This window comes from Kitasatospora sp. CB01950 (assembly GCF_001905465.1).
In the GTDB taxonomy this organism is placed as follows: Bacteria; Actinomycetota; Actinomycetes; order Streptomycetales; family Streptomycetaceae; genus Kitasatospora.
In genome coordinates, this window is the sequence record NZ_LISX01000009.1 from 110,918 (window position 1) to 136,181 (window position 25,264).

General features: G+C 73.5%; 21 protein-coding genes. 8 read left to right on the forward strand and 13 right to left on the reverse strand.

Annotated elements, in window-relative coordinates; all coding sequences use genetic code 11:
- The first annotated feature begins 65 nt into the window (after positions 1-65).
- On the forward strand, positions 66-830 hold the full coding sequence (locus tag AMK19_RS22740; protein WP_338015807.1) for a GNAT family N-acetyltransferase: 765 nt from the start codon (positions 66-68) through the stop codon (positions 828-830).
- Between the two features lie 118 nt (positions 831-948).
- Here AMK19_RS22740 and glnII read toward each other — a convergent pair whose 3' ends face one another.
- The 4 genes from glnII to AMK19_RS22760 all read right to left on the reverse strand — a co-directional run bounded on the left by glnII (position 949) and on the right by AMK19_RS22760 (position 4,734).
- Complete coding sequence (gene glnII, locus AMK19_RS22745; protein ID WP_073814766.1) at positions 949-1,971, reverse strand: glutamine synthetase GlnII; 1,023 nt, start codon at positions 1,969-1,971, stop codon at positions 949-951.
- Between the two features lie 177 nt (positions 1,972-2,148).
- Positions 2,149-3,084, reverse strand: coding sequence for an SCO1860 family LAETG-anchored protein (locus AMK19_RS38165; protein WP_073814767.1), 936 nt, complete (start codon positions 3,082-3,084; stop codon positions 2,149-2,151).
- 208 nt (positions 3,085-3,292) lie between these two features.
- Positions 3,293-3,775, reverse strand: coding sequence for a hypothetical protein (locus AMK19_RS22755; protein WP_083647217.1), 483 nt, complete (start codon positions 3,773-3,775; stop codon positions 3,293-3,295).
- Between the two features lie 131 nt (positions 3,776-3,906).
- Positions 3,907-4,734: a helix-turn-helix domain-containing protein gene (locus AMK19_RS22760; protein ID WP_073814770.1), complete on the reverse strand. Its 828-nt coding sequence runs from the start codon at positions 4,732-4,734 to the stop codon at positions 3,907-3,909.
- Positions 4,735-4,836: 102 nt separating this feature from the next.
- Here AMK19_RS22760 and AMK19_RS22765 point away from each other — a divergent pair, with 102 nt between their 5' ends.
- Both AMK19_RS22765 and AMK19_RS22770 read left to right on the forward strand, forming a co-directional pair.
- Entirely contained in the window at positions 4,837-6,069 is a 1,233-nt protein-coding gene (locus AMK19_RS22765; RefSeq protein WP_241844527.1) for a CynX/NimT family MFS transporter, read from the forward strand.
- Positions 6,066-6,614, forward strand: a complete 549-nt coding sequence (locus AMK19_RS22770) for a DUF2087 domain-containing protein (RefSeq protein ID WP_073814775.1) — start codon at positions 6,066-6,068, stop codon at positions 6,612-6,614. Before AMK19_RS22765 ends, AMK19_RS22770 begins: the two co-directional genes overlap by 4 nt.
- Before the next feature lie 410 nt (positions 6,615-7,024).
- Here AMK19_RS22770 and AMK19_RS22775 read toward each other — a convergent pair whose 3' ends face one another.
- The gene (locus AMK19_RS22775) at positions 7,025-8,179 is read right to left on the reverse strand and encodes a lanthionine synthetase LanC family protein (RefSeq protein ID WP_158071932.1); all 1,155 of its coding nucleotides are present in this window, start codon (positions 8,177-8,179) and stop codon (positions 7,025-7,027) included.
- Positions 8,180-8,440: 261 nt separating this feature from the next.
- Positions 8,441-12,202: a thiopeptide-type bacteriocin biosynthesis protein gene (locus tag AMK19_RS22780; protein ID WP_073814777.1), complete on the reverse strand. Its 3,762-nt coding sequence runs from the start codon at positions 12,200-12,202 to the stop codon at positions 8,441-8,443.
- A 438-nt stretch (positions 12,203-12,640) separates the two neighbouring features.
- Between AMK19_RS22780 and AMK19_RS38170 the strand changes: the two genes are divergently transcribed.
- Positions 12,641-12,775, forward strand: coding sequence for a hypothetical protein (locus AMK19_RS38170; protein ID WP_274536992.1), 135 nt, complete (start codon positions 12,641-12,643; stop codon positions 12,773-12,775).
- Positions 12,776-12,862: 87 nt separating this feature from the next.
- Here the strand turns inward: AMK19_RS38170 and AMK19_RS22785 are convergent, their stop codons facing one another.
- The 4 genes from AMK19_RS22785 to AMK19_RS22800 form a co-directional block, all read right to left on the reverse strand.
- A complete protein-coding gene (locus AMK19_RS22785) occupies positions 12,863-13,798 on the reverse strand; it encodes a JmjC domain-containing protein (protein WP_073814778.1) in 936 nt (311 codons plus the stop codon).
- A gap of 301 nt (positions 13,799-14,099) precedes the next feature.
- Positions 14,100-14,777, reverse strand: coding sequence for a uracil-DNA glycosylase (locus AMK19_RS22790; RefSeq protein WP_073814780.1), 678 nt, complete (start codon positions 14,775-14,777; stop codon positions 14,100-14,102).
- 35 nt (positions 14,778-14,812) lie between these two features.
- Complete coding sequence (locus AMK19_RS22795) at positions 14,813-15,358, reverse strand: hypothetical protein (RefSeq protein ID WP_073814782.1); 546 nt, start codon at positions 15,356-15,358, stop codon at positions 14,813-14,815.
- A gap of 16 nt (positions 15,359-15,374) precedes the next feature.
- Entirely contained in the window at positions 15,375-16,460 is a 1,086-nt protein-coding gene (locus AMK19_RS22800) for an amidohydrolase family protein (RefSeq protein ID WP_073814783.1), read from the reverse strand.
- A gap of 120 nt (positions 16,461-16,580) precedes the next feature.
- Between AMK19_RS22800 and AMK19_RS22805 the strand changes: the two genes are divergently transcribed.
- The 3 genes from AMK19_RS22805 to AMK19_RS22815 all read left to right on the forward strand — a co-directional run bounded on the left by AMK19_RS22805 (position 16,581) and on the right by AMK19_RS22815 (position 19,848).
- Complete coding sequence (locus AMK19_RS22805) at positions 16,581-17,663, forward strand: pyridoxal-phosphate-dependent aminotransferase family protein (protein WP_073814785.1); 1,083 nt, start codon at positions 16,581-16,583, stop codon at positions 17,661-17,663.
- A 122-nt stretch (positions 17,664-17,785) separates the two neighbouring features.
- A complete protein-coding gene (locus AMK19_RS22810; RefSeq protein ID WP_073814786.1) occupies positions 17,786-19,132 on the forward strand; it encodes an AAA family ATPase in 1,347 nt (448 codons plus the stop codon).
- Positions 19,129-19,848 carry a hypothetical protein gene (locus AMK19_RS22815; RefSeq protein WP_073814788.1) on the forward strand — a complete coding sequence of 240 codons (720 nt, stop codon included), beginning with the start codon at positions 19,129-19,131 and terminating at the stop codon, positions 19,846-19,848. Before AMK19_RS22810 ends, AMK19_RS22815 begins: the two co-directional genes overlap by 4 nt.
- Before the next feature lies 1 nt (position 19,849).
- Here the strand turns inward: AMK19_RS22815 and AMK19_RS22820 are convergent, their stop codons facing one another.
- Positions 19,850-20,560 (reverse strand): SMI1/KNR4 family protein, encoded by a 711-nt coding sequence (locus AMK19_RS22820; protein ID WP_073814789.1) that lies wholly within the window; start codon positions 20,558-20,560, stop codon positions 19,850-19,852.
- Between the two features lie 140 nt (positions 20,561-20,700).
- Between AMK19_RS22820 and tmpA the strand changes: the two genes are divergently transcribed.
- Entirely contained in the window at positions 20,701-22,284 is a 1,584-nt protein-coding gene (gene tmpA, locus AMK19_RS22825) for a 2-trimethylaminoethylphosphonate dioxygenase (protein WP_083647222.1), read from the forward strand.
- Between the two features lie 225 nt (positions 22,285-22,509).
- Here the strand turns inward: tmpA and AMK19_RS22830 are convergent, their stop codons facing one another.
- Both AMK19_RS22830 and AMK19_RS22835 read right to left on the reverse strand, forming a co-directional pair.
- On the reverse strand, positions 22,510-22,968 hold the full coding sequence (locus AMK19_RS22830) for a hypothetical protein (RefSeq protein WP_143200343.1): 459 nt from the start codon (positions 22,966-22,968) through the stop codon (positions 22,510-22,512).
- A complete protein-coding gene (locus AMK19_RS22835) occupies positions 22,958-25,195 on the reverse strand; it encodes a SpoIIE family protein phosphatase (protein ID WP_073814791.1) in 2,238 nt (745 codons plus the stop codon). The genes AMK19_RS22830 and AMK19_RS22835 overlap by 11 nt, the downstream gene beginning before the upstream one ends.
- Positions 25,196-25,264: the final 69 nt, after the last annotated feature.

Genomic DNA, 25,264 nt, shown 5'->3' on the forward strand with positions numbered 1-25,264 from the left:
CCGGCGGGAGACTCAAGCCGGGCTATTCGGTCGGTAGATCTGCACGTCCGGCCTACGATGGCCGGATGATGGGCGAGGAGAGTCTGCGGACAGCGCTGGAGTTCCGTCGCGGGTTCGCCCGTCGGCAGGCCGACGAGGTCGTCGAACTCCCGGGCGGTTTCGCGGTGTTGAGCGAGCCGTACCGGTATTCGCACGAGCACAACCAGCTGATCCTGGACGCCCCGCCGAGCGGCATGGACGTGGCGGGGCTGGCCGAGGAGGTGCTCGGGCACCTCGGGCACCGGCGGATCGCGGTGTTCGACGACGCGTCCGCGCTGGCGCTGGCCCCGGGTCTGGTCGCGGCCGGGTACCAGCACGAGACGGAACTGGTGATGGTCCACCGGGGGCCGGTGCCGAGCGCCGGCGGCGCGGAGCAGGTCGAACTGGCCGAGCTGGCACCGGCGTTGGACCGCCAGTGGCGCAACTGGCTGCCGTGGGCTTCGGACGAATCGATCGGGCAGCTGGTGTCGCGGCGCACCGCCCGCGAGGCCGGCGCGGACCGGGTGCTGATCCTGGCCGCGCGGGACGCCGACGGCGAGTTCGGCTCCTGGGCGGACCTCTACCAGGACGCGGCGGGCACCGCGCAGGTCGAGGACCTGGCGACGGCGGAGGGCCGACAGCATCGCGGCCTCGCCGGCCGGGTGCTGTCCACCGCCCTGCGCCTGGCCGCCGAGCAGGCCCCCGACGGCCTGCGCTTCCTGGTCGCGGACGCCGAGGACTGGCCGCAGCAGTGGTACGCCCGCCGGGGCTTCGTGCCGGTCGGCCGCACCCACGGCTTCACCCGCATGTAACGACGAGAAGTCACGGCCAGACGTGACAGCGAGACGAGACGACGAGACGACGACGGCGCCCGCCGACCCCCGGGAAGGGGTTCGGCGGGCGCCGTTCGCGATGCGCGGAGGGCGCGGATCAGACCTGGCCGGCCTTCTCCAGGGCCTCGCAGCAGGTGTTGATCAGCAGGCGGGTGACCACGTACGGGTCGATGTTCGCGTTCGGGCGGCGGTCCTCGATGTAGCCCTTCTGGTCCACCTCGACCTGCCACGGGATGCGGACCGAAGCGCCGCGGTTGGAGACGCCGTAGGAGTAGACGTTCCACGGGGCGGTCTCGTGCTTGCCGGTCAGGCGGGACTGGATGTCGTCACCGTACTGGTTGACGTGCTCCAGGACCTTCTCCTGGGAGGCGCCGAGCGACTCGCAGGCGGTGATGATGGCCTCGTAGCCCTCGCGCATCGCCTTGGTGGAGAAGTTGGTGTGCGCACCCGCGCCGTTCCAGTCGCCACGGACCGGCTTGGCGTCCAGGGTGGCGTCGATGCCGAACTCCTCGGCGGTGCGGTAGAGCAGGTAGCGGGCGATCCACAGGTCGTCGGAGGCGGTCAGCGCGTCGACCGGGCCGATCTGGAACTCCCACTGGCCGGGCATGACCTCGGCGTTGATGCCGCAGATCGCCAGGCCGGCGTTCATGCAGCGGTCGAGGTGCAGCTCGACGATCTCGCGGCCGAAGACCTCCTCGGCACCCACGCCGCAGTAGTAGCCGCCCTGCGGGGCCGGGTAGCCGCCCTCGGGGAAGCCGAGCGGGCGGGAGCCCTTGAAGAAGGTGTACTCCTGCTCGATGCCGAAGATCGACTCCTGGTCGGCGTACCGCTCGGCGACCTCGCGCAGCAGGGCGCGGTGGTTGGACTCGTGGGCGGTGCCGTTGGTCTCCAGCACCTCGCACAGCACCAGGATGTGGTCGCCGCCGCGGATCGGGTCCGGGACGACGCGCACCGGGTCGAGCACACGGTCCGAGGCGTGGCCCTCGGCCTGGTTGGTCGAGGAACCGTCGAAGCCCCAGGTGGGGATCTTGTCCGCGTTCGGCAGGACACGAGTCTTGGAACGCAGCTTCGCGGTCGGCTTGGTGCCGTCGATCCAGATGTACTCGGCCTTGATTGCCATCGCGGTGAACCTCACTGCTCGGGTGGTGGGTGCCTGCGTAGCCTCGCAAGCCGCCGTTTCCCGGTTGTTCCTCCTATGTAACGCCCATGTGAACCAACGGTCCGCGGCGGCGTGCTCACCGTCCGCGAGTGCACCGACGGTGCGGGGGCACGCCACCGGGACCGTTGGGGCCGGGAATCAGCGCTGGCGGGCGTGCGCGGCGCGGCGGCGGCGGGTCATCCACACCGCGGCCCCGCCGGCCACCAGCAGGGTGAAGCCGCCGGCGGCCATCGCGGCGGTTCCGGTGGAGCCGGTGTACGCGAGTTCCTCGCCGGACTCCTTGGGCGCCGTCCGGTTCTGTCCGGTCGTCCCGGGGGCGGTGCCGGACGGGCTCGGCGTGGCGGAGGTGTCGGTGGCGGGCGCGGCGGCGGGCACCGGCTTCTCGCAGGACACCGCGGCGATCGTCACCTTGCCGTCCACCTTGGCGACGTTCAGGTTCAGCGGGTTGATCGACACCTGCACCTCCAGCGCGGAGGCGGCGGCGGTGCTGCTGGTGACGGTCTTCTTCGAGAACTCGACGTCGACCGTGCCGATCGCCGGAACGTCCACGTGGGTGGGCGAGTTGAGGCCGACGGTCACCGACTTGCCGAGCACTGTGAGCTTCACGGGGGAGGTCACCTTGGCGGTCGGCTGCCCGTTCACCGGGCAGGTCACCTCGGTGCTCATCGCGTCGAGGCCGAGCAGTGTGGTCAGCGGCAGGCCGGGCACGTGCACGTCCGCGCCGACCAGCTGCACCGAGGCGGTCGCCTGCTTGTCGTCGACCTTGGTGACGGACTTGCCGACCTGCGCCTTCACCAGGTTCACCGGCTTCCCGTTGTCGACGCCGTCGACGGTCGCGGTGAGCATCGCCCCGTCCCGTTGGGCGGGCGACTCGACCTTGTTCAGGGCCACGTTCACGGGCACCTTGATCGCGTTCAACAGCGTGACGTCCAGGGCGAGTTCGGCGGTCACGGCGCTCGCCTTCCCGGGTTTGGCGGACGCGCCGGCGTCGGCGGCATGGGCCGGCATCGGCAGCGCGACCGCGAGGGCGGACGCGGCAAGGGCGGACGCGGCGACCGTACGCAGAACAGACATGACAGGAAACCCCCACACATGGTGAAACGGCAGAGCGCACCCGCGACCCACCCGGCACCACGCACGGGGAGGGGTTCGCGCTCTCGACTGCCGCCAGTCTTCTCGAACCGTGCGTCACCTCAGCAACACGGAGCGTCAGTTCACTCCTTCGAGTGGTGTTGACGCCATTGAGTGACCGCGAGTCCCTCACGTCCCCTCCACAGCTCCGTCATCCGTCCCAGCGCCGCAGCGGCAGCAGCCCGAGCCCGAGTGCGGCGGCCGTCCAGGCGATCAGCACCAGCAGTCCGCGCAGCCCGTCGCGGGAGCCCACGGTGAGCAGTTCGGCCCCGGCCCGGTCCGGCAGGTAGCGGGAGAGTTCCCTGGTCGCGCCGGGCAGCGACAGCAGGTGCGAGCCGGCCAGCACCATCGGCAGCAGCACGATCAGCGGGACGACGGCGTTGCGGGCCGCCGCGGCCGGCCCGGCCGCGAACAGGCTCATCAGCACCAGGTAGCCGACCGCGCCGACCAGCGCGCCGGGCACGCCGTCCGCCCCGATGCCCGCGCCGTGCGGGCCGAGCGCGTACTGCGTGACCAGATAACCGGCCACGGTCACGGGCGCGCCGAACGCCAGTGCCGCCAGGGCCGTTGCCGCGGTCTTCGCCAGGTAGAGCCGGCCCCGGTCGGGCACCGCCAGCAGCGAGGTCCGGATCATTCCTGAGCTGTGCTCGCCGGCCACCGCCAGCACCGCGAAGACGATCAGGGCGAGCTGCCCGTACTGTCACCGGAAGCACCGCCACCATCCGCCTGAGCGCCACCGACATCGGGTGACCCGCCCCACCGCTCTCAGGACACGGACCGCAGCCGGCTCCCGGACCCGGCCAGCACTGCGGCGGTGGCCGCGTCCTCGGCCATCAGGACCACCAACTGCTGTGCGTCACCGGGTAGTTCGAGGGTTTCGCGGAGCAGTCGCAGCCGGTGCCCCTCGGGGTGGTCGAGCCGCAGGACGCCGCGGCGCGGCACCGTCGCCAGGTGCAGGCGGCGGGTGAACTCCTCGCCCGCGGCGGGGGCCAGTTCGGCGGTCAGCCACTCCAGGTTCTCCAGCGACGGCGCCTGCCACAGGTCGAAGGTCTGCTCGTCCGCGACGTCGTCCCAGTCGGCGAAGAAGGCCCGGGCCCGCGGGTCGGTGAACAGGTAGTGGTTGAGGTTGGGCCGGTCCGCGTCGAGCAGGCCCGCCGCGCCGACCACCGCCCGGAAGCCGGCGGTGTGGGCGAGCACGTCGCCCAGCCGGTTGGTCACGAACGCCGCGCCCGGCTCCAGGAGTTCGAGCATCCGCAGCACGGACCCGCGCACCTCCCGGGAGGGCGGTACGGGCCGGACGTCGACGGCGCACGCGTCGCCGGTGATCTTGGCGAGGTAGCGCAGGTGGTTGCGTTCGGACGCGTCCAGCCGGAGCGCGTCGGCGAGCGCGCCGACCACCGCCGGCGAGGGGTTTCGGTCGCGGCCCTGCTCGATCCGGGCGAGGTATTCGACGCTGACGTCGGCCCGGTCGGCGAGGTCCTGCCGGCGCAGCCCCGGCGACCGGCGGCGTCGGCGCTCCGGCAGCCCGAGGGCCGCCGGTTGGACGGCGTCCCGTTTGGCGCGGATGAAGTTGCCCAGGGGTGTAGTGGCCACGCGCCCAGCCTAGAAGCCCCGGCAACGCGCAGGATGGCCCTGCGGGGGCCACCCTGGGCAGGGCCTCGCTGCCGGTCGGCGGGCCGCCCGATGCTGACCGGCATGACGAACACATCGACCCGCCGCTCGGGCCGACTGCTCCTGGTGTGGGGGCTGTTGGTGGTGGCGGCCAACCTGCGGGCGAGCCTGACCGGGGTCGGTCCGCTGCTGGACCGGGTGCAGTCCGAGCTGGGCCTGACCCCGGCCGTCGCGGGCCTGCTGAACACCCTGCCGCTGCTGGCCTTCGCCGCCCTGTCGCCGCTCGTCCCCGCGCTGACCGCCCGCTGGGGCGCGGAGCGGCTGCTCGGCGGCGCGCTGGCGGTGCTGACCCTCGGCATCGCCGTCCGTTGGATCCCCACGGCGGCGGGCCTGTTCGGCGGCACCGTGCTGATCGGCGCGGGCGTCGCGGTCGGCAACGTGCTGCTGCCGGGCCTGATCCGCCGCGATTTCCCCACCCGGGTGGGCCTGTTGACCAGCGCCTACGCCACCGTGATGGGCGGGGTGGCGGCCGTGGCGTCCGGGGTGGCCGTCCCGATCGCCGAGGCCGCTCCCGGCGGTTGGCACACCGCGCTGGGCTGCTGGGTGCTCTTCGCCCTGGTCGCGCTGCTGGCGTGGCTCCCGCAGCTGCGCACTCCCCGCCCGACCGGGCCCGCCCGCAACGGGCAACGGCTGCCCTGGAGTTCGGGGTTGGCCTGGGCGGTCACCGGGTTCATGGGGTTGCAGTCGCTGGGCTTCTACGTCGCCGTGACCTGGCTGCCGCAGGTGTTCCAGGACAACGGCTCCGACCCGGCGACGGCCGGCTGGCTGCTCTTCCTGTTCCAGGTCGTCGCGGTGCTGACCAGCCTCGCCGTGCCCGGGGCGATGCGCCGCGCCCGCGACCAACGCGGCCTGGCGGCGGCCTGCTCCGCCGTCCTGCTGGCCGGCTGGCTCGGCCTGTTCGCCCAACCCCACTGGGCCCTGCTGTGGACGGTGCTCCTGGGCCTCGGCGGCGGCGCCTGTCTGGTCCTCGCCCTCGCCTTCATCGGCCTCCGCGCCCAGGACGCCGCCTCGGCCGGCGCCCTCTCCGCCATGACCCAGTCCGTCGGCTACCTGCTGGCCGCCGTCGGCCCGGTGGTCTTCGGCCTGCTCCACTCCCCCGGCCCCGACGGCTGGCGCGCGCCGCTGCTGCTGATGTCCCTCGCCACGACTGCCCAACTCGCGGTGTCCCTGGCCGCCGGACGGGGCACGGTGGCCGCCGCCATACTTGACGCGACATCAGCTCGTCGGCCCGACCGAACGGAAACCTCCCCCTCATGACCCCCGACCAACTCGCCGTCGAACTGGCCGATCCCGCACTGCGCCGGGTGTTCGCGGCAGTCACCCTCGGCGCGTCGACCGCCTCCGAGATCCTCGCCGCGTCCGGCCTCGGCGCACCCCAGGCCGCCCCCGCCATCGGACGGCTCGTCCGCAGCGGCCTGCTCGTCCAGGGGCGCGGCACCCTCGCCCTGAACGACGCCGCCCTCGCCGCCGCGGCGGAGACCGCCGCCCGGCGGACGGCCGACGAACTGGCCGCCGACCAGCCCGACCCCCGCCTGCGCGGCCACATCCGCGCCGGCGTCCTGGTCGACGTCCCGGACGACGCGGACGCCCGCGGCGCGGTGCTCGGCCACGTCGCCCGGAGCAGCTTCGCCGCCGACGACGAGTACGACGAACGGACGGTCACCGACCGCCTGCGGCCGTGGTGCGCGGGCGGCGCGCTCGACGCCGTCTCGCTGCGGCGCATCCTCGTCGACGACGGCCTGCTGACCCGCGACACCGGCCGCTACCGCCTCGCCGCGACCGCCGAGGACCGCGCGGTCTGACCACGCCCCGACCCGGCCCCGACCCGACCCGGCCCCGACCCGGTCCCAGCACCGGAGTGGGCGACCGGGCGGCAGGAGCGCGCAGGCCGAAGCCCGCACCTCGAAGATCGACGCTCGGCGGGGTCGGGCCCCAACCGGACTCTTTCCCCGGTGCGAACGGGCCGGGCGGAGTGGTGGGGTGGGCCTGCTCCCGAAGCCGGCCGCTGCGGCCGCCCTCGCCCGATCGGCCCACGCGCCAGCACCGCGCCGCCCCGGCTGTGCGACTCCGCCGGCACACGCCCAGTGACGCCAACTGCCCCTGCCGGCCGACGAGATCCACGTTCCCCTTACGCCCGGCTCTCCGGCCCGACAGGGCACCGGCCCGTGGACACCGCCGGTACACGGAGCGCCCGCGAGGGCGGGGCGACGGCTCAGCCGAGCAGCAGGAAGGTGTCCCAGGCGGGTGCGTCGGGGCGCGGGGCGGTGTGGGCGTGCAGGGCGAGGGCGGCGCCCGCCGTGCCGTCCAGCAGGCCGGGGTCGGGGGCGGCGGCGAGTGCCGCGTCGAGTTCGCGGGTGACGGTGGCGGCGAGAACGGGGAGGTGGGCGGCGAGTTCGGCGGAGCCGGAGTCCTCGGCCATCCGCTGGGCGATCCGCAGCAGGCCGCCGGTGCCGTGGCAGAGCCCGGCGCCTTCGAGGTTCCAGCCGGCCGGCTCGCGCAGCGTCCCCACCAGCGCGGCGACGGCGTCGCGCTGCCAGTCGGGGCGCCCGAGGGCCGTGCCCGCCAGGAAGAGCGCGCGGGCCACGCCGGGCGTGCCGTAGCACCAGGCCGCGCGGGTGGGCGGGTCGGCGGGCAGCCGTCCGGCCTCCTCGTCCTCGACGCGCAACGCCATCGGCCAGTGGCACCCGACCCGCCGCGCGGCCAGCCAGCCCCCCAGCGCCGCGACGGCCTCGTCGAGCCCGGCCACCCCGACGCCGTGCAGCCGAGCCGTGGCCAGCAGCGCGAGCGGGCCCGGAATCCCGTGCGCCAGGCCCAGGTTGAGGTGCCCTCGGGGGTACTCGGGGCCGACACCCAGCGTTCCGGGGCCACCGGCGGTCCACCAGCGCGGCAACCGGGCACCCGCGTCCGGCCCGGTCAGTTCCACCAGCGCGGCGAGCAGCTCGGCGAGGGCCGGCCCGTCCGGCTCCAGGGCGAGCAGCAGCCGCCCCAGACCCGCCGCGCCCGCGACAGCATCGAACGTGGGAGCACTCAGCCCGGCCCCGGCGGCCAGCTCGGCCCGGAGCGCGACAGTGCGCGCGGCGGCAGCCTCCCGCACCCGGGGCGTCAACGCGTCCAGCAGCCCCCGGTACTCGCCCGGCCGCGCCATGGTGTGGGCGGCGAGAGCGAGAGCGGCAGCCCCGAAGTACAACCCGCCCGGCCGCATCGCCCCGGGCGACTTCGCGGCAGCCGCAAGGTGCCCGTGCGCAGCGCGACGCAGCCTGGCGTCCGATCCCCCGTCCGGCCCGGCGTCCGCCAGCACGGCGAGGGCCAGCGCAGCCCCGATCCGACCGGTTCCGAGCGCATGCGCCGGCCGATCGCCCTCGAACACCCTTGGGGCGCTGAGCAGTTCAGCGACCCCACGCACTACGTCCGACGCACTCACCGCCTCGACCTCCACACCCGGTATCCCGCCACGCAGTCCACTCACTCACCCTCGAACTCCCCCGGAACGCCGAGCAGTTCAGCGACCCCACGCACCACGTCCGACGCACTCACCGCCTCGACCTCCACACCCGGCGTCCCGCCACGCAGTTCACCCACTCACCCCCAAACTCCCCCGGAACGCCAGACAGTTCGGCAACCCGACGATTCACTGCCGTGCCTGCCGCGCCCGGTGGGCCTCGACCGCGCCCCTGGCCAGGGCGTACGAGCGGCGCTCCGCCTCGCGGTCCATCCCCGCCAGCCGGTTGTGCCCCATGTGCAGCAGCGAGGCCAGCACGGAGTCGACCTCGACGGACGGCACCCGGGTCGCGTAGGCGGCGAGGGCTGTCGCGCGTCGCTGCCAGGCCTCGGCGAGTACGGGGTCGGCGGGCAGCAGGCCGCCTGCCGGGGCGGGCGGACCCTCGGGGCCGATGGCCTGCAGAGCAGCCCGGCGGTGGGTGCGGAAGGCCTGGTGGTGGTGTTCCGACTTCGGAAAGACGGTGGTCAGCCAGTCGACGAGCGGCGGCCCGTCGGGGCGGGCGGTGAGGAAGTCCTGTGCGGTGGCGGCGGCGTTCGCGGCGGCCAGCAGTTCCCTGGACGGGCCGCGCCCGGCCCGGGTCAGGCGCAGGGCGGCGAGGGCGACCGAGCTGTCGGCCTGGAACACCCGCTCGGCGTCCGCGAGCAGCTCGGGGCCGCCGTACCGGTCGGCCTCCGGCTGGTAGCTCTCCAGGCGCAGGTCGGCGGCGAGACCATCGCGGCGCAGGTCGGTCACCCAGTCGTGCAGGGCGGGGAGCAGGGCGGCCGCCAGGGCCGGGGGTGCGCCGTGGAAGCGCAGCCGCAGGTGCGGTTCCGGGTCCCGGTAGCGGATGAAGAACCAGCGGTCCACCTCACCCGGCAGCGCGGCGATCAACGGAGGCAACCGGTCGGCCAGGATCTCGTCGTGCCGGGCCTCGACGGCCGCCAGCCTGGCGAACAACCATGGCCCGCCGGGCAGTTCGGGCCCACGCGAGCGGGGCGCGGGCAGCGCCCGTCGGCGACGCGGAGCGGCCTGCGGCAACGGCCGACGGCGCATCGGGACGACCAGTTCGACGGTGCGCGCACCGTCGGGCCCGCACAGCCAGCCCGCGTCACCGGCGGGCGCCAACTCCTCCTGGAGCAGCACCGGTTCGGACGAACGCGCCTGACTGTGCAACAGCCGCTGATGCCACGGGAGTTCGAGGTCCAGGCTGATCCGGTGGTCACCGCTGACCAGCCGGACGGCGGCCGGCACGCCCCAGCGCCGACGCCACCGGGCCAGCCCGTCGGCCCACTCCTCGAACGGCGCGGCGGCGTCCGGCACGGGCGCGGACAGCCGCCAACTGGCCGGCGCCAGAACGACTCTGCCGTACCGGACCCGGGGCAGCACGGGGGCGGCGCTCACCGCTCCCCAGTCCCAGGACTGCCAGGGGCGCTGCCCGCCGAGCATCACTTCCTGTAGGAAACGGGCCACATTGGGCGCGCCCGCACGCTGGTTGAGCGCATGGTGCGCGCCGGCCCGGACCTCACGCCCAAGACTCCGCGAGAAGACGGCGAGCCGCTCCTGATCGGCGAGCACCACCAAATCGTCCAGCGGCAGCGTGGCCGGACCGCCCCGCTCGGGGAAGGCACTCACCACGACCCGATGGCCGAGCCAGTGCGGAGCCAGCGCGATGTTGGCGTGCCGAGGCCGGTAGGGAGCGAACTGCAGATGCACCTCGACCGCCTCGCCGTCACCGACCCCGGCAGCCTCGGCCATCAACAACCCAGCACCCGACGTCGCACCACCGCCGCCGCCCCGGACGGGCGACGCGACGCCCGACGTCGCGTCGCCGCCAACCCCAGCGAACACCGCAGCACTCAACACCGCGTCGCCGCCCCCGCCCGGTAGCGGTGCATTCGACGTCGTGTCGCCGCCAACTCCGGTGAACGCCACAGCACCCGCCACCGCGCCACCACCCATTGCGGCGGGCAGCGCAGCACCTGACACCGCACCGCCGCCAACTCCGGCAAGCTCCGCAACACCCGACGTCGCGCTGCCACCGCCCCCGACAGGCAACGCAGCACCCGCCACCGCATGGCCGCCAACCCCGGCAGGAATCGCGCCACCCGTCACTGCATCGCCGCCAACCCCGGCGAACGCCGCAGCATTCAACACCGCACCGCCGCTCCGGGCAGGCATCGCAGCACCCGGCACCGCGCCGCCACCGCCACCGCCACCGCCACCGCCACCGCCGGGCATCGCGACAGCCGCCACCGCATCGCCGCCAACTCCGGTGAACTCCGCAGCACCCGGCTCTGCATCGCCACCAACCCCGGCAGACAACGCAGCACTCAGCACCGCGTCGCTGCCGCTCCCGGCGGGCAATACCGCACCTGACGTCGCGGCACGGCCACCCCTGGCAGGCAACGCCGCGCCCGACACCGCACCGCCACCACCGCCGGCGAACTCCGCAGCACCCGGCTCTGCATCGCCACCAACCCCGGCCAGCAGCGCGGCAAAGCGACCGAACGTCGCGCCGGCGCGGTCGCTGCCCGCCATCGGGGAGATCACCAGCCGGTAGTCACCGGCGTCCAGCGCCTCGACGGAGTCCGCGGCCAGTTCGGCGTACAGCTCCAACGACGCGGACGGGGTGTCGGCGGCCCGGCCCGCCGCCTCGTCCGCCGGCAGCACCAACCGGCTCAACAGCGCTTCGTCCAGCACCACTTCGGGCAGTCCCCCGTCCGGTCCCCGGTCGGCGAGGGCTCCGGTCGCGAGCTCGGCCAGCAGCCGGTCGCGGGCCGCTTCGGCGTCGGTGCGTTCTCCGGACGGCTGCGGGTTGGCCGCGCCCCGCCCGCCGACCGGGCGCCGGTAGCCGGCGGGCGGGCCCAACCCGGTGTCGGGGTCGAGCAGTTCGGTCAGCGGGACGGGGCTGTCCGTGCCGTACCGTTCGACGAACTCCCGGTGGTAGGAGCGCAGATGCTCGGGCCCGGTGGTCGGCGGCGACAGCCGCCAGAGCGCCGTGACGGCCTGTTCCAGTTCGGTGCGGACGTGGTCGGGCAGCACGATCTCGGCGTCCAGCGCGAGGTCCGCGTGGATCGGACGGTCGGCCGGCCCGAGCCGGGCCATTCGGGCCCGCACCTCCCGGATCAACTCCCCGCCACACCCGCTACCGGCCTCGGCGGCCGCGTCCAACTGCGCTCCGATGCCTGCCAGTTCGGCGCGCAGCGGCAACTCGTCCGGGAGCCGGTCAAGGACGTGGCCCAGCAGGTCCGGACAGGACGCGGGCGGGGTGAGGTCGGTCAGCAGGAAGCCGTGCTCGACCAGGGCACGGACCAGGTTCGCGACCGCTTCGGCGGGTGCGGCCAGGAACTCGGCGGCCAGCGCGGCCAGCAGCTCGGGGTGGCGGACCGGCGCACCGGCCGCCGTCATCGCGGCCCGGACCACGGCGGTGGCACGGACGGTGCGTTCGGCGACCGGCTGCGTCTCGGCGGCATCGGCACCGGCACCGGCTGCGACCCCGCGCTCGGGCAGGTACGGCAGAACCAGCCGGTCACCGCGCACCACCGCCTGCTGGTCCGCGACCAGCAGCAGGCCGGGCAGGACGGCCGGATCGGTCCGCAGCCGGTCCAGCAGCGGGAGCAGCCAGCCGAGGTCGGGGCGCAGCACGCGGCGGTGGCCGCCGGCCCACCGGACCTTGGTCGCCGTGTCGAAGCGGGCGGGGGCCACGGCGGCCATCAGCCCGAACGGGGTGGGCCGGGTCGACATCCTCAGCCGGTAGCGGCCGACGGCCTCGGCCGCGCGGCGCAGCGCGGCGGGCCGCAGCACAGCCCCGGCGGCGACCTGCGCGAGCTGGTCGGCCAGCGAGGGGCTGGATATCTCGATCGCCTCCCGCAGCACCGGATCGGCGGCGGCCTCGGCAAGGTACTCGGCCATCGCAGCCCGCCGGACGTCCTCACCCCCGAGGCCCCCGACGTCCGCGAGCCCCCCGAACTCCCCAAGGCCCCCAAAGTCCACCGGTTCGGCCGGGGCGGTCCTGCGGTGCCGGCGCGGCAGTGCCGGGCTGCGCAGCAGAACCGGCCCGGTGGCTGTGAAGAGTGGGTCCTGCCGCGCCGCCGCTGTCTCGCCCACAGTGCTCCTCACGCCGGTCGGGTGACTCCTGGGTGCCGTCGGCCGAGTTCGGACGGCATCCGGGTTGTGTATCGCGGCGATCGAGAACTGTCCATGGCCGATCGACCGTAGACGGACTGAGTCGATGATTGACCGAATACGATCGCCCGGCGGCGCAGAACCATTGTCCGGCCGGTCACCCACTGCCTAACGTCCGATGCTGTCCGCCGCGTCCGATGCGGCAGCGAGGAAAGGGAGGCTCACATGGCCGACGACATGAACGAGCTGTTCGACCTGGACGTCCACGACCTGATCTCCACCGAGTCCGACGCGGCGGAGCAGGCCAGCATCAGTGACCTCTGCGTCACCGGGTCCTGTCACCGCCCGTACTGCATCTGACGCTTCGGCGCTCGCGTCAGAACGGGGCGCGGCTGCCCGGACCGTGCGAACGGTCCCGGCTGCCGCGCCCTTGTGTGCGTTCCCGGCCTACGCCGGGTCCTGGCCGAGCGGCCCGTGCGACCCGTGCGGCCCGTGCGGCCCGTGCAGCCCGCTCTCGTCCGCCGTGGGCAGCGGCCCCCTGGCCAGGCGCAGCAGTTCCTCGGGGGTGAGTGCGGCCAGCCGCTCCCGGCCGAGCCGCAGCAGTTCGGCGGCGGCGGCCAGCAACTCCGCCTCGGTCGCGGGGCGTTGCGGCAGCGTCGCGGCCCGGCCGCCGCCCGCCAGCCACTCGCCGATGGCTCCCCACATCCCTCCGGTGCCCGCTTCCCGGACGGTGAAGGACAGGTGGACGGAGAGCCCCGCGTGGCCGGTCGCGGCATGCGCGGCGCCGCGCGGCACGTACAGCACCTGGCCCGCCCGGAGCACCGTGGCGAGCGCCACCGGGCCGGGCTCCGGGGCCGGTCCGGGGTGCCAGCGCCCGTCGGCGGGCGCCTCGTGGACGGTCCACTCCTTCTCGCCGGCCAGCTGGACGACCAGCACGTCCGCGTCGTCCCGGTGCACGTCGAGCCCGCGCCGGCCTGGCCCGGTGGCGAAGCAGAACGCCTCGGTGCGCCGGCCCAGGGTGCGCGCGATGTCGGCGGCCAGCGCGCGCACGGACGGGTGCCACTGGTCCAGTTGCGGCAGCAGTAGCGTTGCGCCCTCGGCGAGCAGCGCGCCGATCCGCTCGGGGTCGGCGAAGCCCTGCTCGCGACGCCCGGCCACGGTGCGGGTCGTACAGAACTCCGCGGCCGGGACGACCTCCCCCGCCCGGACCATCTCGACGTACGGCACCCGCAGCAGCCCGCCGCGCAGCACCTCGTCCAGATCCTTCGGCCCGGGAACCCCGACGGGCCAGGCGTCCGGGGCGAACACCTCCGGCTGCCGCTTCGCCAGCAGTTCGACGAAGGCCGCCGTGTCCCCCACCAGTCCGGCCAGTGCTCCCGCCATCGTCCGTCCTCCCGCTCCCGCGGCCGATCCGGGGCCGGCCGTCCCCCACAACTACGGACCGCGACCGGCCGCCGGTCCACCCCCGCCCGACCGATCGGTCGGCTATCGGCCACCTTTGCGCGGGCTTCACCGGCCGGCCATATCGCCGCCGCCGCCAGGACATCGCAGTTCACCGGACGTTACGCACGGTAATCTCCGACCGAAGCTCCACACCTCGCGCACTCCGTTCCGGCGGGAGTGATTTAGATCACAGCAACCGCGCCCGGCGGCCGACCGTACAGGACCGATTCGCCGCGCGGCGTTACGGCAGACGCCAATCCACCGGCTGCCCGCCCTGCCGGACCAGCAGGTCGTTGGCGCGGCTGAACGGGCGGGAGTTGAAGAAGCCGCGGTCGGCGGAGTACGGGCTCGGGTGCGACGACTCGATGCTGGGCACCTGGCCCAGCCACGGCCGCAACTCCTGCGCATCGCGGCCCCACAGGATCGCGACCAGCGGGCCGCCACGCGCCGCGAGCGCCTTGATCGCCTGCTCGGTGACGGCCTCCCAGCCCTTGCCGCGGTGGCCGTTGGTCTGGCGGGTCTGCGTGGTCAGCGCCCGGTTGAGCAGCAGCACGCCCTGGTTCGCCCACGGCGTCAGGTCGCCGTTGGACGGCGGCGGGAAGCCCAGGTCGGTGCTGTACTCCCGGTAGATGTTGATCAGACTCTTCGGAATCGGCCGGACATCCGCGCCGACCGAGAAACTCAGACCGACGGCGTGACCCGGCGTCGGGTACGGGTCCTGACCGACGATCAGCACCCGGACGTCCGCGAACGGCTGCTGGAAGGCCCGCAGCACCTGCGGCCCCGGTGGCAGGTACGTCCGGCCGGCCGCGATCTCGGCGCGCAGGAAATCGCCCATCGCGGCGACCTGTCCGGCGACCGGCGCAAGGGCCTCGGCCCAGCCGGCTTCAACAACTTCGTGCAAGGGTCGTGCAGCCATGACGGAAGCCTATCGGCCGCACTGACAATGCCAGTTCAGCAGGTCGCCGCACCCGGCCGCACCCACCGCGGCGCCCGCCCGTCGGGCACCCGCGGACTCGCGAAGTGGAACGGCACCCGCAACGCCCGTGCCACCGCGACGCCGATCATCTCCGCCGCCACCGCGATGTGCGGCCGCCCGTCGTCGCTCTCCTCCGAGCCGAGGTGCCGGGTCGCCGTGCTCGCGTACACGGGCTCCAGCGGGTGGTCCCGCGTCTCACCGATCGCGAACAGCCACACGAACCGGCCGTGCGCCAAGTCACCGGCCCAGACCGCCTCGACCGCCAGCACCCGCTCCTCGACCTCCCCGGCCTTCCGGATCAGCACCCGGGGATCCACCGGCCCGTCCGGGACCGGCGGCCGCAGCAACGCGTGGCGGGCGACCGCGATCCTCAGCCCCTGCGGGATGCTCAAGCCGTGGGCCGGACACAGCAGCGCCACGATCCCGAACGACGTGCCCTTCCGCGCCAGGTCGTCCACCCGCTCGCGCACGTCGGCGGGCAGCGCCTCCCACAGCGCGAGCACCGCCTCGTCCGCCGTCACGGCGCCTCCTGCCGCCTCACACCACCGCGCCGTTGAGCACGATGTGCCGCGGCGCCCCCAGGACCCGCAGGTCTGCGCGCGGGTCGGCGTCGTAGACCACCAGGTCGGCGGGGGCGCCCTCGGTGAGGCCGGGGCGGCCGAGCCACTCGCGGGCGGACCAACTGGCGGCGGCCAGGGCCTCGTTGGCGCTGAGGCCGGCCTTGGTGAGTTCGATCGCCTCCTCGGCGACCAGGCCGTGCGCGAGCGAGCCCCCGGCGTCGGTGCCGACGTAGATCGGGATGCCGGCGTCGTGCGCGGCGCCCACCGTCGCGTAGCGGTTCTCGTGCAGGCGGCGCATGTGCGCGGACCACTGCGGGAACTTGGCCTCGCCGCCGTCGGCGAGGGCCGGGAAGGTGGCGATGTTGACCAGGGTCGGGACGATCGCCACGCCGCGCTCCACGAAGGCGGGGATCAGTTCCTCGGTGAGGCCGGTGGCGTGCTCGATGCAGTCGATGCCGGCGGCCAGCAGGTCGGGCAGCGACTCGGTGGCGAAGCAGTGCGCGGTGACCCGCGCGCCCTCGGCGTGCGCGGCGGCGATCGCCTCGGTGAGCGCGTCGCCGGGCCAGCACGCGGCGAGGTCGCCGGCGCCGCGGTCGATCCAGTCGCCGACCAGCTTGACCCAGCCGTCGCCGCGCCGGGCCTCTGCGGTGACGTACGCGGCGAGGTCGCCGGGCTCGATCTCGTGCGCGTAGTTGCGGATGTAGCGGCGGGTGCGGGCGATGTGCCGCCCGGCCCGGATGATCTTCGGCAGGTCGTCGCGGTCGTCGATCCACCGGGTGTCGGCGGCGGAGCCGGCGTCGCGGATCAGCAGGGTGCCGGCGTCCCGGTCGGTGAGGGCCTGCTTCTCGCTGGTGGCCCGGTCGACGGCGCCGTGCGCGTCCAGGCCGACATGGCAGTGGGCGTCCACCAGGCCGGGCATCGCCCAGCCGGTGAGGGTCGCGGCGGGCTCGGCGGCGGGCCGCTCGAAGGTCACCCGGCCGTCCACCGCCCAGAGTTCGTCCCGGACGTCGTCCGGTCCGACCAGCACCCGGCCCCTGATGTGCAGCACCCCACCGTCGGTCATGCCTGGCACTGTACTCGGCGCCTGTGCGGGCGCACAGGACGATCTGCGGCAGACTGTTCGACGGCGGACCTCCCGTGCCGCCCCGGCGAAATCCCTCCGCTGCCCGAAAGGTCTTCCCGCATGCTGCTCGACCTCCCGCCGATGACCGCCGCCCGGTTCGCCGCGATCGAGGACAAGGTGGCGGCGCTGCTGCACACCGAGGCCGACGTGATCGTGACCCAGGGCGAGGCGCTGCTGCCGCTGGAGGCGGCGATCAAGGGCGCGGCGCACCCGGGCTCGACCGCGCTGAACATCATCACCGGCCCGTACGGCCAGACCTTCGGCGGCTGGCTGCGCGACGCGGGCGCCAAGGTGGTGGACCTGGCCGCGCCGTTCGACGCCGCCGTCACCGCCGAGCAGGTCGCGGACGCGCTGCGCGCCAACCCGGAGATCGACTTCGTCTCGCTGGTGCACGCCGAGGCCGCCACCGGCAACACCAACCCGGTCGCCGACATCGCCGCCGTGGTGCGCGAGCACGGTGCGCTGCTGATGCTGGACGCGGTGGCCTCGGTGGCCGCCGAGCCGCTGCTGACCGACGCCTGGGGCATCGACCTGTGCGTGATCGGCGGCCAGAAGGCGATGGGCGGCCCGGCCGGCGTCTCGGCGGTCTCGGTCAGCGAGCGGGCCTGGCAGCGGATCGAGGCCAACCCGGCCGCACCGCGCCGCTCCTACCTCTCGCTGCTCGACTGGAAGGCCCGCTGGACCGACGCCGGCCGCACCCAACTGCCGCACGCCCCCGCCCAGTTGGAGATGCTCGCGCTGGACGCCTGCCTGGACGCGATCACCGCCGAGGGCCTCGACGCGGTCATCGCCCGGCACCGCGCCGCGGCCGCCGCCACCCGCGCCGGCGCCACCGCGCTCGGCACCGTCACCCCGTACGTCCGCCTCGCCGAGCACGCCGCCCCGGTCGCCACAACCCTGCGCACCCCCGAGGGCCTGGACGCCACCGAGCTCGCCGCCGAACTCCACCGCCACGCCCCGCAGTTGCCGATCCAGGCAGGCGGCGGCGCACTGGCCTCCCGCATGCTCCGCCTCAACCACTACGGCCCGGCCGCCACCGCCGAAACCGTCATCGCCACCCTCGAAGCCCTCGCCCAGGCCACCGCCACCCCCGCCGCCCCGGCGGTCACGGCGGCCACCGAGGCCTGGGAGCGGGCGATCTGACGGCCCGACACCGTCGATCAGGAGCGAACCGGCAGGTGCGGCTAGGTCTCGTGAGAGCCTGATCGGCACTCGGCGGCCTGCGCCGAGACCGCGTCGGCCGCCGAAGTGAAGAGGGAGTGCGGGTGTACGTCACCAGAGTCCAGCTCAGGAACGTCAAGGGCTTCAGCGGGAAGCGGGCCGTGGACCTGCGCCTGGAGGGGAAGAGCGGCTGGACGGTCCTGGCCGGACGCAACAGCTCGGGCAAGTCCACGGTGCTCCAGGCGATCGCGCTGGCACTCTGCGGCCCAGGCGTCGCCCGGTCCCTGGTGACGGATTTCACCGGCTGGGTCACCACCGGCGCCAAGAAGGGCGAGGTGGAGGTCCATGTCACCCATGAACCGTCCCTGGACGGCTTCGTGGGCCCCGGGAACACGCCCCAGCGAGAGATCTCATTGGGGCTGCGGTGGACGCCCCCGTCCACCGAACAGGACCACGGTGCCCGGCCGGTCCTGGACACCCTGACACCCAGGATCAAGAACGGCCCCCGCGGCCCGTGGGCGGAGAACCCGGTCGGCTGGTTCTACGCGGGCTACGGGCCGTTCCGGCGTCTCACCGGCGGATCCAGCGAGGCCCAGCGTCTGATGATGAACCAGGGGCCGAGAGGCCGTCTGGCCACTCTCTTCCACGAGGATGCGTCTCTGGCCGAAGGGGTGGCCTGGCTGATCGACCTGCGCCTGCGGGCGTTCGAGGAGGGCACCCGGGAAGGCGTCGCCGAAGGCCTGCTCGACATCGTGCTCGACCTGCTGGGAGACGGCCTGCTGCCGGACCAGTACCAGATTCAGCGCGTGACAGCGGACGGCTTGTGGGTCGCCGAGACGGGCAAGGAGGGCAGACGCTTCCCGCTGAAGGAGATGAGTGACGGTTACCGGACGGTGGCAGCGCTGGTCCTCGACATCGTCCGTCAACTCCACCACACCTACGGCTCGTTGTCCTTCATGGGGACCGGCAACGGGGGCCTCGCAATCGCTTCGCCCGGTGTCGTGCTGATCGACGAGGTCGACGCGCATCTGCACGTCACCTGGCAGCGCAAGATCGGCGATTGGCTGCAGGAACACTTCCCGAACATCCAGTTCATCGTCACCAGCCACAGTCCCTACATCTGTCAGGCCGCCGACCCGAGGAGCCTGATCCGCCTGCCCGGGGTGGACGAGCAGCAGCCGGCCGCGGTCGTCGACGACGACCTCTATCGACGAGTCGTCTACGGCAGCGGGGACGACGCGGTGCTCTCGGAGCTCTTCGGCCTGGAGACGCCCTACTCCAGCCGCGCCGAGCAGCAGCGGAGGCGGCTGGTCGCACTGGAGAGCAAGGTGTACGCCGAGACCGCCTCCGAGGACGAGATCACCGAGTACCACAACCTGGCCGAACTGCTCACGAGTTCACTGTCCAGCAGGGTGGCCGAGGTGTCCGCCCGGCTGGAGCAGGACCGGTGATCCCGCTCCGGCGGATACCGCTGCCGACGAACGCCGAGACGCTGCTGACCAAGTGGAGCGGCCGTGTCTCGGACGCGGGCGGCAGTTCGAAAGCGGCACGTGACCTGTGGGTGAGAGCCGCCAGGCCGAAGAAGCACGTCCGAGACGCACTGGAGCCGATGGCCCGCGGCAATGTCCGGTGCATGTACTGCGACGACAGCCGAGCCACCGACATCGACCACTTTCAGCCGATCGAGAAGGCGCCGCTGCGGACGTTCGTCTGGGCGAACCACCTTCTTGCCTGCTCCTACTGCAACAGCAACGCCAAGAGGTCGCGCTACCCGGTCGACCAGGACGGCGCATGTCTGCTTGTCGATCCGACTGTCGAGGACCCTGCCGACCATCTGGTGCTGCTGCTGAGGAGCGGCGAGTATCTGGCGGTGAACGACTCCCCGAAGGGGCAGCAGACGATCGACGTGTTCGGCCTCAACCGGAGAGATCTGGTCAAGGGCCGCTTGGACGCCTTCGACCGCGCCTGCTCCAACATCCGCGACTGGTTCGTTCTGATCCAGGACGACGACCCGCACGCCGACCGCTTGGCGCAGGCCTTGTTGGATTCCCCCTTCATCGACGTCGTCCACGCGATGACCCGGCTCGGGCCGGCCGTCGCCCCCACCGTCGTCGGACAGCGCACCGTGGCCGCTCTCGACGCCTGGCGGTCGGTGCACAGCTTCTGAGTCAGTGTTCGAGCCAGGGTGCCGGAAGCTCCTCGCAGATCGCGTCCAGCGCCTCCTCGTCCACCGCACGCACCGCCAGCCAGGCGCCCTCCTGGAGCACCAGCAGGGCGTCCGGCCGGGCGAAGAAGCGGGTGTCGACGCCGTCGGCGTGCACGCGCGGCAGTTCCGTCCAGGCGGTCAGGTCGGCCGGATCGACCTCGGCGCCGTCCACGTGTGCGCTGTCGTCGAGCAGCGGTTCGGCGAGCACGATGCCCAGGCACTCGGCCGAGAAGCGGGCCGTCCACGGGGTGATCTCCAGCTGCACGGACGGCGCGACGTCCGGCCAGGCCACGGTCGGTGGGTCCTCCTGGTCGAGCGCGGTGAGCGGGATGCCCCAGTAGGCGCAGGACTGGTTCTCGACCCGGTACACCAGGCAGTCCTGGTCGATGTACAGCTCTTCGGGCGGCAGCAGGGTGTCCTGGTTGCTGGTCAGGTCGGGGCGGTTGCCGAGCAGCCGGTACGCCTCGCGCAGCGCGGCGGGCAGTTTCAGGCCCAACCGGGCCTCGGCCGCGTCGAGTCGGACGTCGCTCCAGCCGCCGTCGGGGGTCAGCGGCGCGCCCCAGAAGGCGGCGATGTCGGCGATCAGCCGCCACGCGGCGGCACGGTCGGCGAGGGCGGCGGGCAGGTCCCGGGACAGGTCGCGGGCGAGGTCACGGGCGAGATCGAGCGTCATGCCCGGCACGCTAACGCACCCCACGGACAGGGTTCGGCTGCCGGTGGCCGACCGTTCACCGGCTGGGCAACCGGCGGACGCAAGCGGGCACTTGGCTGAGGGCCCCCGCGAAGTTGTCTGTACAACTGGAGGCTGCTCCGATGTCCGTCCCCGTCCCCAACCCCTACTGGCTGCGCGACAACTGCCCGTGCGCCGAGTGCCGCAACCCGCGCAGCGGGCAGAAGCGGTTCCAGATCGGCGACCTGCCGGACGACCTGACCGCCGCCGAGGCCGTCGAGGACGCGACCGGCCTGAGCGTGCTGTGGTCCGACGGCCACCGCTCGCACTACCCGACCGACTGGAACACGCCCGACGAGAGCGGCGACCACCGCACCGAGCACGGCAAGCGCCTGTGGGAGGCCGCCGACTTCGCCCGCGGCCTGCCCGAGGCCGACTGGTCGACCTACCTGGCCGACCCGGAGGAGAAGATCGCCGTCCTCGCCGCCGTCCGCCGCTCCGGCTTCGCGGTACTCCGCGGCGTCCCCGTCGAGGAGCGTCAAGTCCTGGCCGTGGCACGGAGTTTCGGCTACGTCCGGGACACCAACTACGGCGAGCTGTTCGACGTCCGGGTCGAGCCCGACGCGGTGAACTTCGCCTTCACCGACGCCGCCATCGCCCCGCACACCGACAACCCGTACCGTGACCCCGTCCCCACCCTCCAGCTGCTGCACTGCCTGCGCAACGAGGCCGCCGGCGGCGACTCCGGCCTGGTGGACGGCTTCCGCGCGGCCGCGCTGCTGCGCGAGGAGGACCCGGAGGCGTTCGCGCTGCTCGCCCGCACGCCGGTGCCGTTCCGCTACCGCGACCGCACCGCCGACCTGGCCGCCGAGCTGCCGATGATCGGCCTCGACCCGCGCGGCGCGATCCGCGAGGTCCGCTTCAACAACCGCTCCATCGACACCATTCGCACCCTCGACGGCGCCGAGCTCGACGCCTTCTACGCCGCGTACCGGCGGTTCGCGGAGATCACCCTGCGCCCGGCCCTCCAGCTGGAGTTCCGCCTCGGCCCCGGCGACTGCCTGATCTTCGACAACACCCGCCTGCTGCACGCCCGCACCGCCTTCGAGCAGGCCGGCGGCCGCCACCTGCAGGGCTGCTACGCCGACCTCGACTCGCTCTCCTCGACCCTGTCCGTGCTGCGGCGCAACGTCGCCGCCCTCGACGAGTTGGAGGCGCTGTTCGCGGGCGAGGGCGCCGGCGAGTATCTGGGCGAGGCCGTCACCATGGCCGAACACATGCTCCAGGCAGGCCAGTTGGCCCGCGCCGCGGGTGCCCCGCCGGCGCTGGTGGCCGCCGCGCTGCTGCACGACATCGGCCACTTCCACGGCAGCGGACTGGAGTTGATGGCCGGCGCCGACAACCGCCACGGCGCGACCGCCGCCGCCCGGCTCTCCCGCTTCTTCGCCCCGGCCGTCACCGAGCCCGTCCGCCTGCACGTCCCCGCCAAGCGCTACCTCTGCGCCGTCGAACCCGACTACTTCGCCAAGCTCTCCCCCGCCTCCGTCCACACCCTCGGCCTCCAGGGCGGCCCGATGACCCCCGCCGAGGCCGAGGAGTTCGCCGCCGGCCCGTTCGCCACCGACGCGGTCGCCGTCCGACGGTGGGACGAGGCCGCGAAGGACCCGTCGGCCGAAACCCCGACGTTCGCCGAATTCCGGCCGCTGCTGCTGGAGTTGATGGGATGAACCGCTGTCAACCCTGACCCTGGCCAGGGGTGCCGATTGACTTTCGGGCCGGGTGGAACGGGCGTCCCGGCTCATAGCGTCCGACCCATGCTGTTCACGCACCACAGGAAATCGAGGCGGCCCGGCCCGACCGAAACCCCCGGGTCCAGGCCCGCCCTCGCCGCATCGCACCTGGAGCCTCCTGCACGACCGGGACCGGGACGAGCAGGGCGGGACCAGCACGACTCACTGCACGGGCCGGAGCACCGGCTCGATCCCGGCCAGGATCCCGCGCAGCTCCCGCGCTCCCCGGGCGACGCGCTGGTCGGCGTCCTGCGACAGTTTGTCGCACCACCGAGCCGCGTCGTCCCAGTCATCGGCGAAGACGCCGAGCACGTCCACGACTGCGGTCGCGATCCAGTCCCCGTGACCCGGTTCGGCGACCGCCAGTGCGGACGCGACCACCGCGAGCCCGGCCCTGTCCATCCGCCGCAGCAACGCGCCCGTCGTCGCCCTGGTGACGAAGGTGTCATCGGGGTCGAGCACCAGTGCCAGCAACGCCTCGACCGCCTCCGGCAGTTCGGCGAACGCCGCCAGGCCGCACCCGGCATCCGCACGGTCGCCCGCGTCGCGACTCCGTCCGAGCGCGCACAGCGCCACGACGGCGGCCCGGCGCAACTCCGGCCCGACGCCCCTACTGATCACGACCGACCCCCAGTTCGAACCAGACCACCTTGCCGACCGTCTTCCGGGACGCTCCCCAGCGGTCGGCGAGCCGGCTGACGAGCAGCAGGCCGCGGCCGCTGTCGGCGAGCGGGTCGTCGTCGTTCAGCGCCGGGAGTTCGTGGTCGTCGTCGCAGACCTCGATCAACAGCCGGTCGGTGCAGACCAGTTGGAGGTCGATCGGCAGGTGGGCCACTCGCTGGGCGTTGGTCACCAGCTCGCCGGCCAGCAGTTCGGCGGTGAACGACAGATGGTCCAGCCCCCACTGTTCGAGCCGGGCCCGCACCCACCGTCGGACCATCCGCACGGCGGTGGGGTGGAGCGGCACCACGAAGGCCGCCACCCTGTCCTGCGGAATGCCGTCCAACCGGGCCGCCAGCAGGGCCACGTCGTCCCGCCGGTCCGGCAGCGCACCCAACAGGAGGGTGCAGGCGTCGTCCGGGTCGTCGGCCGGCCCGATCAGCTCGCCGCACAGCTCGGCCAGCCCGTCGACCAGGCTGTCACTGCACATCACCAGCATCGAGCCGTCCGGGACGGTCAACTTCTGCGGAACGAACGGAATCCCGCCGACCCCGATCGGCGCTCCCGGCGGAACCGGAAGCAGCTCGCCCCGACCGTCCCGATGCACCAGCACCGGCGGGGTGTGCCCGGCCGAGGCGACCTCGCAGGTCCGGTTGATCGGGTCGTAGACGGCGTACAGGCAGGTGGCGAGGTGGTCGTCGCCCAGGGTGTGGGCCAAGTTGTCGAGGTGGCGTAGCAGTTGGCCGGGCGGCAGGTCGAGCGCCGCGAACGCCTGCACCCCGGCCCGGAGTCGGCTCATCGCCTGCGCGGCGGGCAGCCCGTGGCCCATCACGTCGCCGATCACCAACGCCACCCGGCTGCCCGGCAGTTGGATCGCATCGAACCAGTCTCCGCCGGCCCCGGCTTCCCCGTCGCCCGGCAGGTAGCGGTGGGCGATCCGGGTCCCGGGGATGCGCGGCGGCTCGGTCGGGATCATCGACCGTTGCAGGGCCGACGCCAGCCGGCCCTCCGCCTGGTACAGCCGGGCACTGTCCAGTAGCAGCGCGCCACGTTCCGCAAGCCCCGACAGCAGCTCGATGTCGGCCCGCTCGAACGGCAACCGTCCAGGCTCCCGGACGAATTGGAGCGCCCCGAACACCTCGCCCCGGACGGACAGCGGCAGTGTCAGCGTCGAATGCACCAGTTCTTCGTCCAGCTCTCCGGGTACCGAGGCGAGCGACGGAACGCCGTCCCGAAGCACTCGCCTCGCTTCCCCGAACAGACGCCCCGGATTGTCGAACTCGTCGTCGCCCGACTGGAAAGCCATCAATGACGTGTCCTGGCCGGGGACTCCGAGGTACGCGGACCGCAGGAACACCTTGGCGGACGTCGCCCAGCCCGGGACGAACACTTCGCAGAGCTCGGTCGCGGTGGCGAGCAGATCCGGCTTCGTCCCGACCTTGCGCGCGAACTCCCGGCCGAGCACCGCCGCCGGCGACTCCAACTCCGCCCGGTACCTCAACTCCCGCTCGTGCCGCGCCCGCTGGGTGGCGAGCGCGGCCTCCGCCGCCAGCAACCGCGCCTCCAACCGAACGCACTGGTCCTCCGCGTCGTGCCGCAGCTCCTGGGCCCGCGCCAGCTCGGTTCGCAGCAGGTCCAACTCCCGCCTGAGCTCCCGCAGTTCCTCGCGCGCATGCTCCGTCTCGGGCCCGTCCGCCCAGCGCTCCAACTCCCCCGGCCCGGCCCCGTACCGCGCCGCGGCCCGGTCGGCCTCCAGTTGCCGGTAGCGCTGTTCGGCCTGGTGTGCCTGCGCCTCGGTCGCCTCCAGCGAGCGCAGCAGGTACCGTTCCCGCACCCCCGCCAACTGCAAGTCGCGTTCCGCCGCGCCCAGTCGGTCGCGCAGTTCCTCGACCTCGTGCCGCGAGGCGTTGCGCACCTGCAACGCCGCCATCCGCAGCCGGTGGACGTGCTCCTGCACCTCCGGGGTGACGGACTCCCCGGTGGTCTCGGCGACCTGCCGCAGCAGCTCGTCCACGAAGTCCTTGGGGGCGATCCGCGCCCCGCTGAAGTACCGCGAGACGCTGCCCTTGTCGCGGTTGCAGCGGGCCGCGTAGCGGGTGAGCGAGATCCCCAGCGCCTGGAACAACTGCTCCAGGAAGGCCGTGAACGCCGCGACTTCCGGCCCCCCGCCCCGCGGTTCGAGCGTCATCGACCCGACTCCCCTCCCCGGCCGTTGCCGGAAAGTGGCAACCCGTTGCGCCTGGCGCAACCCTCGACC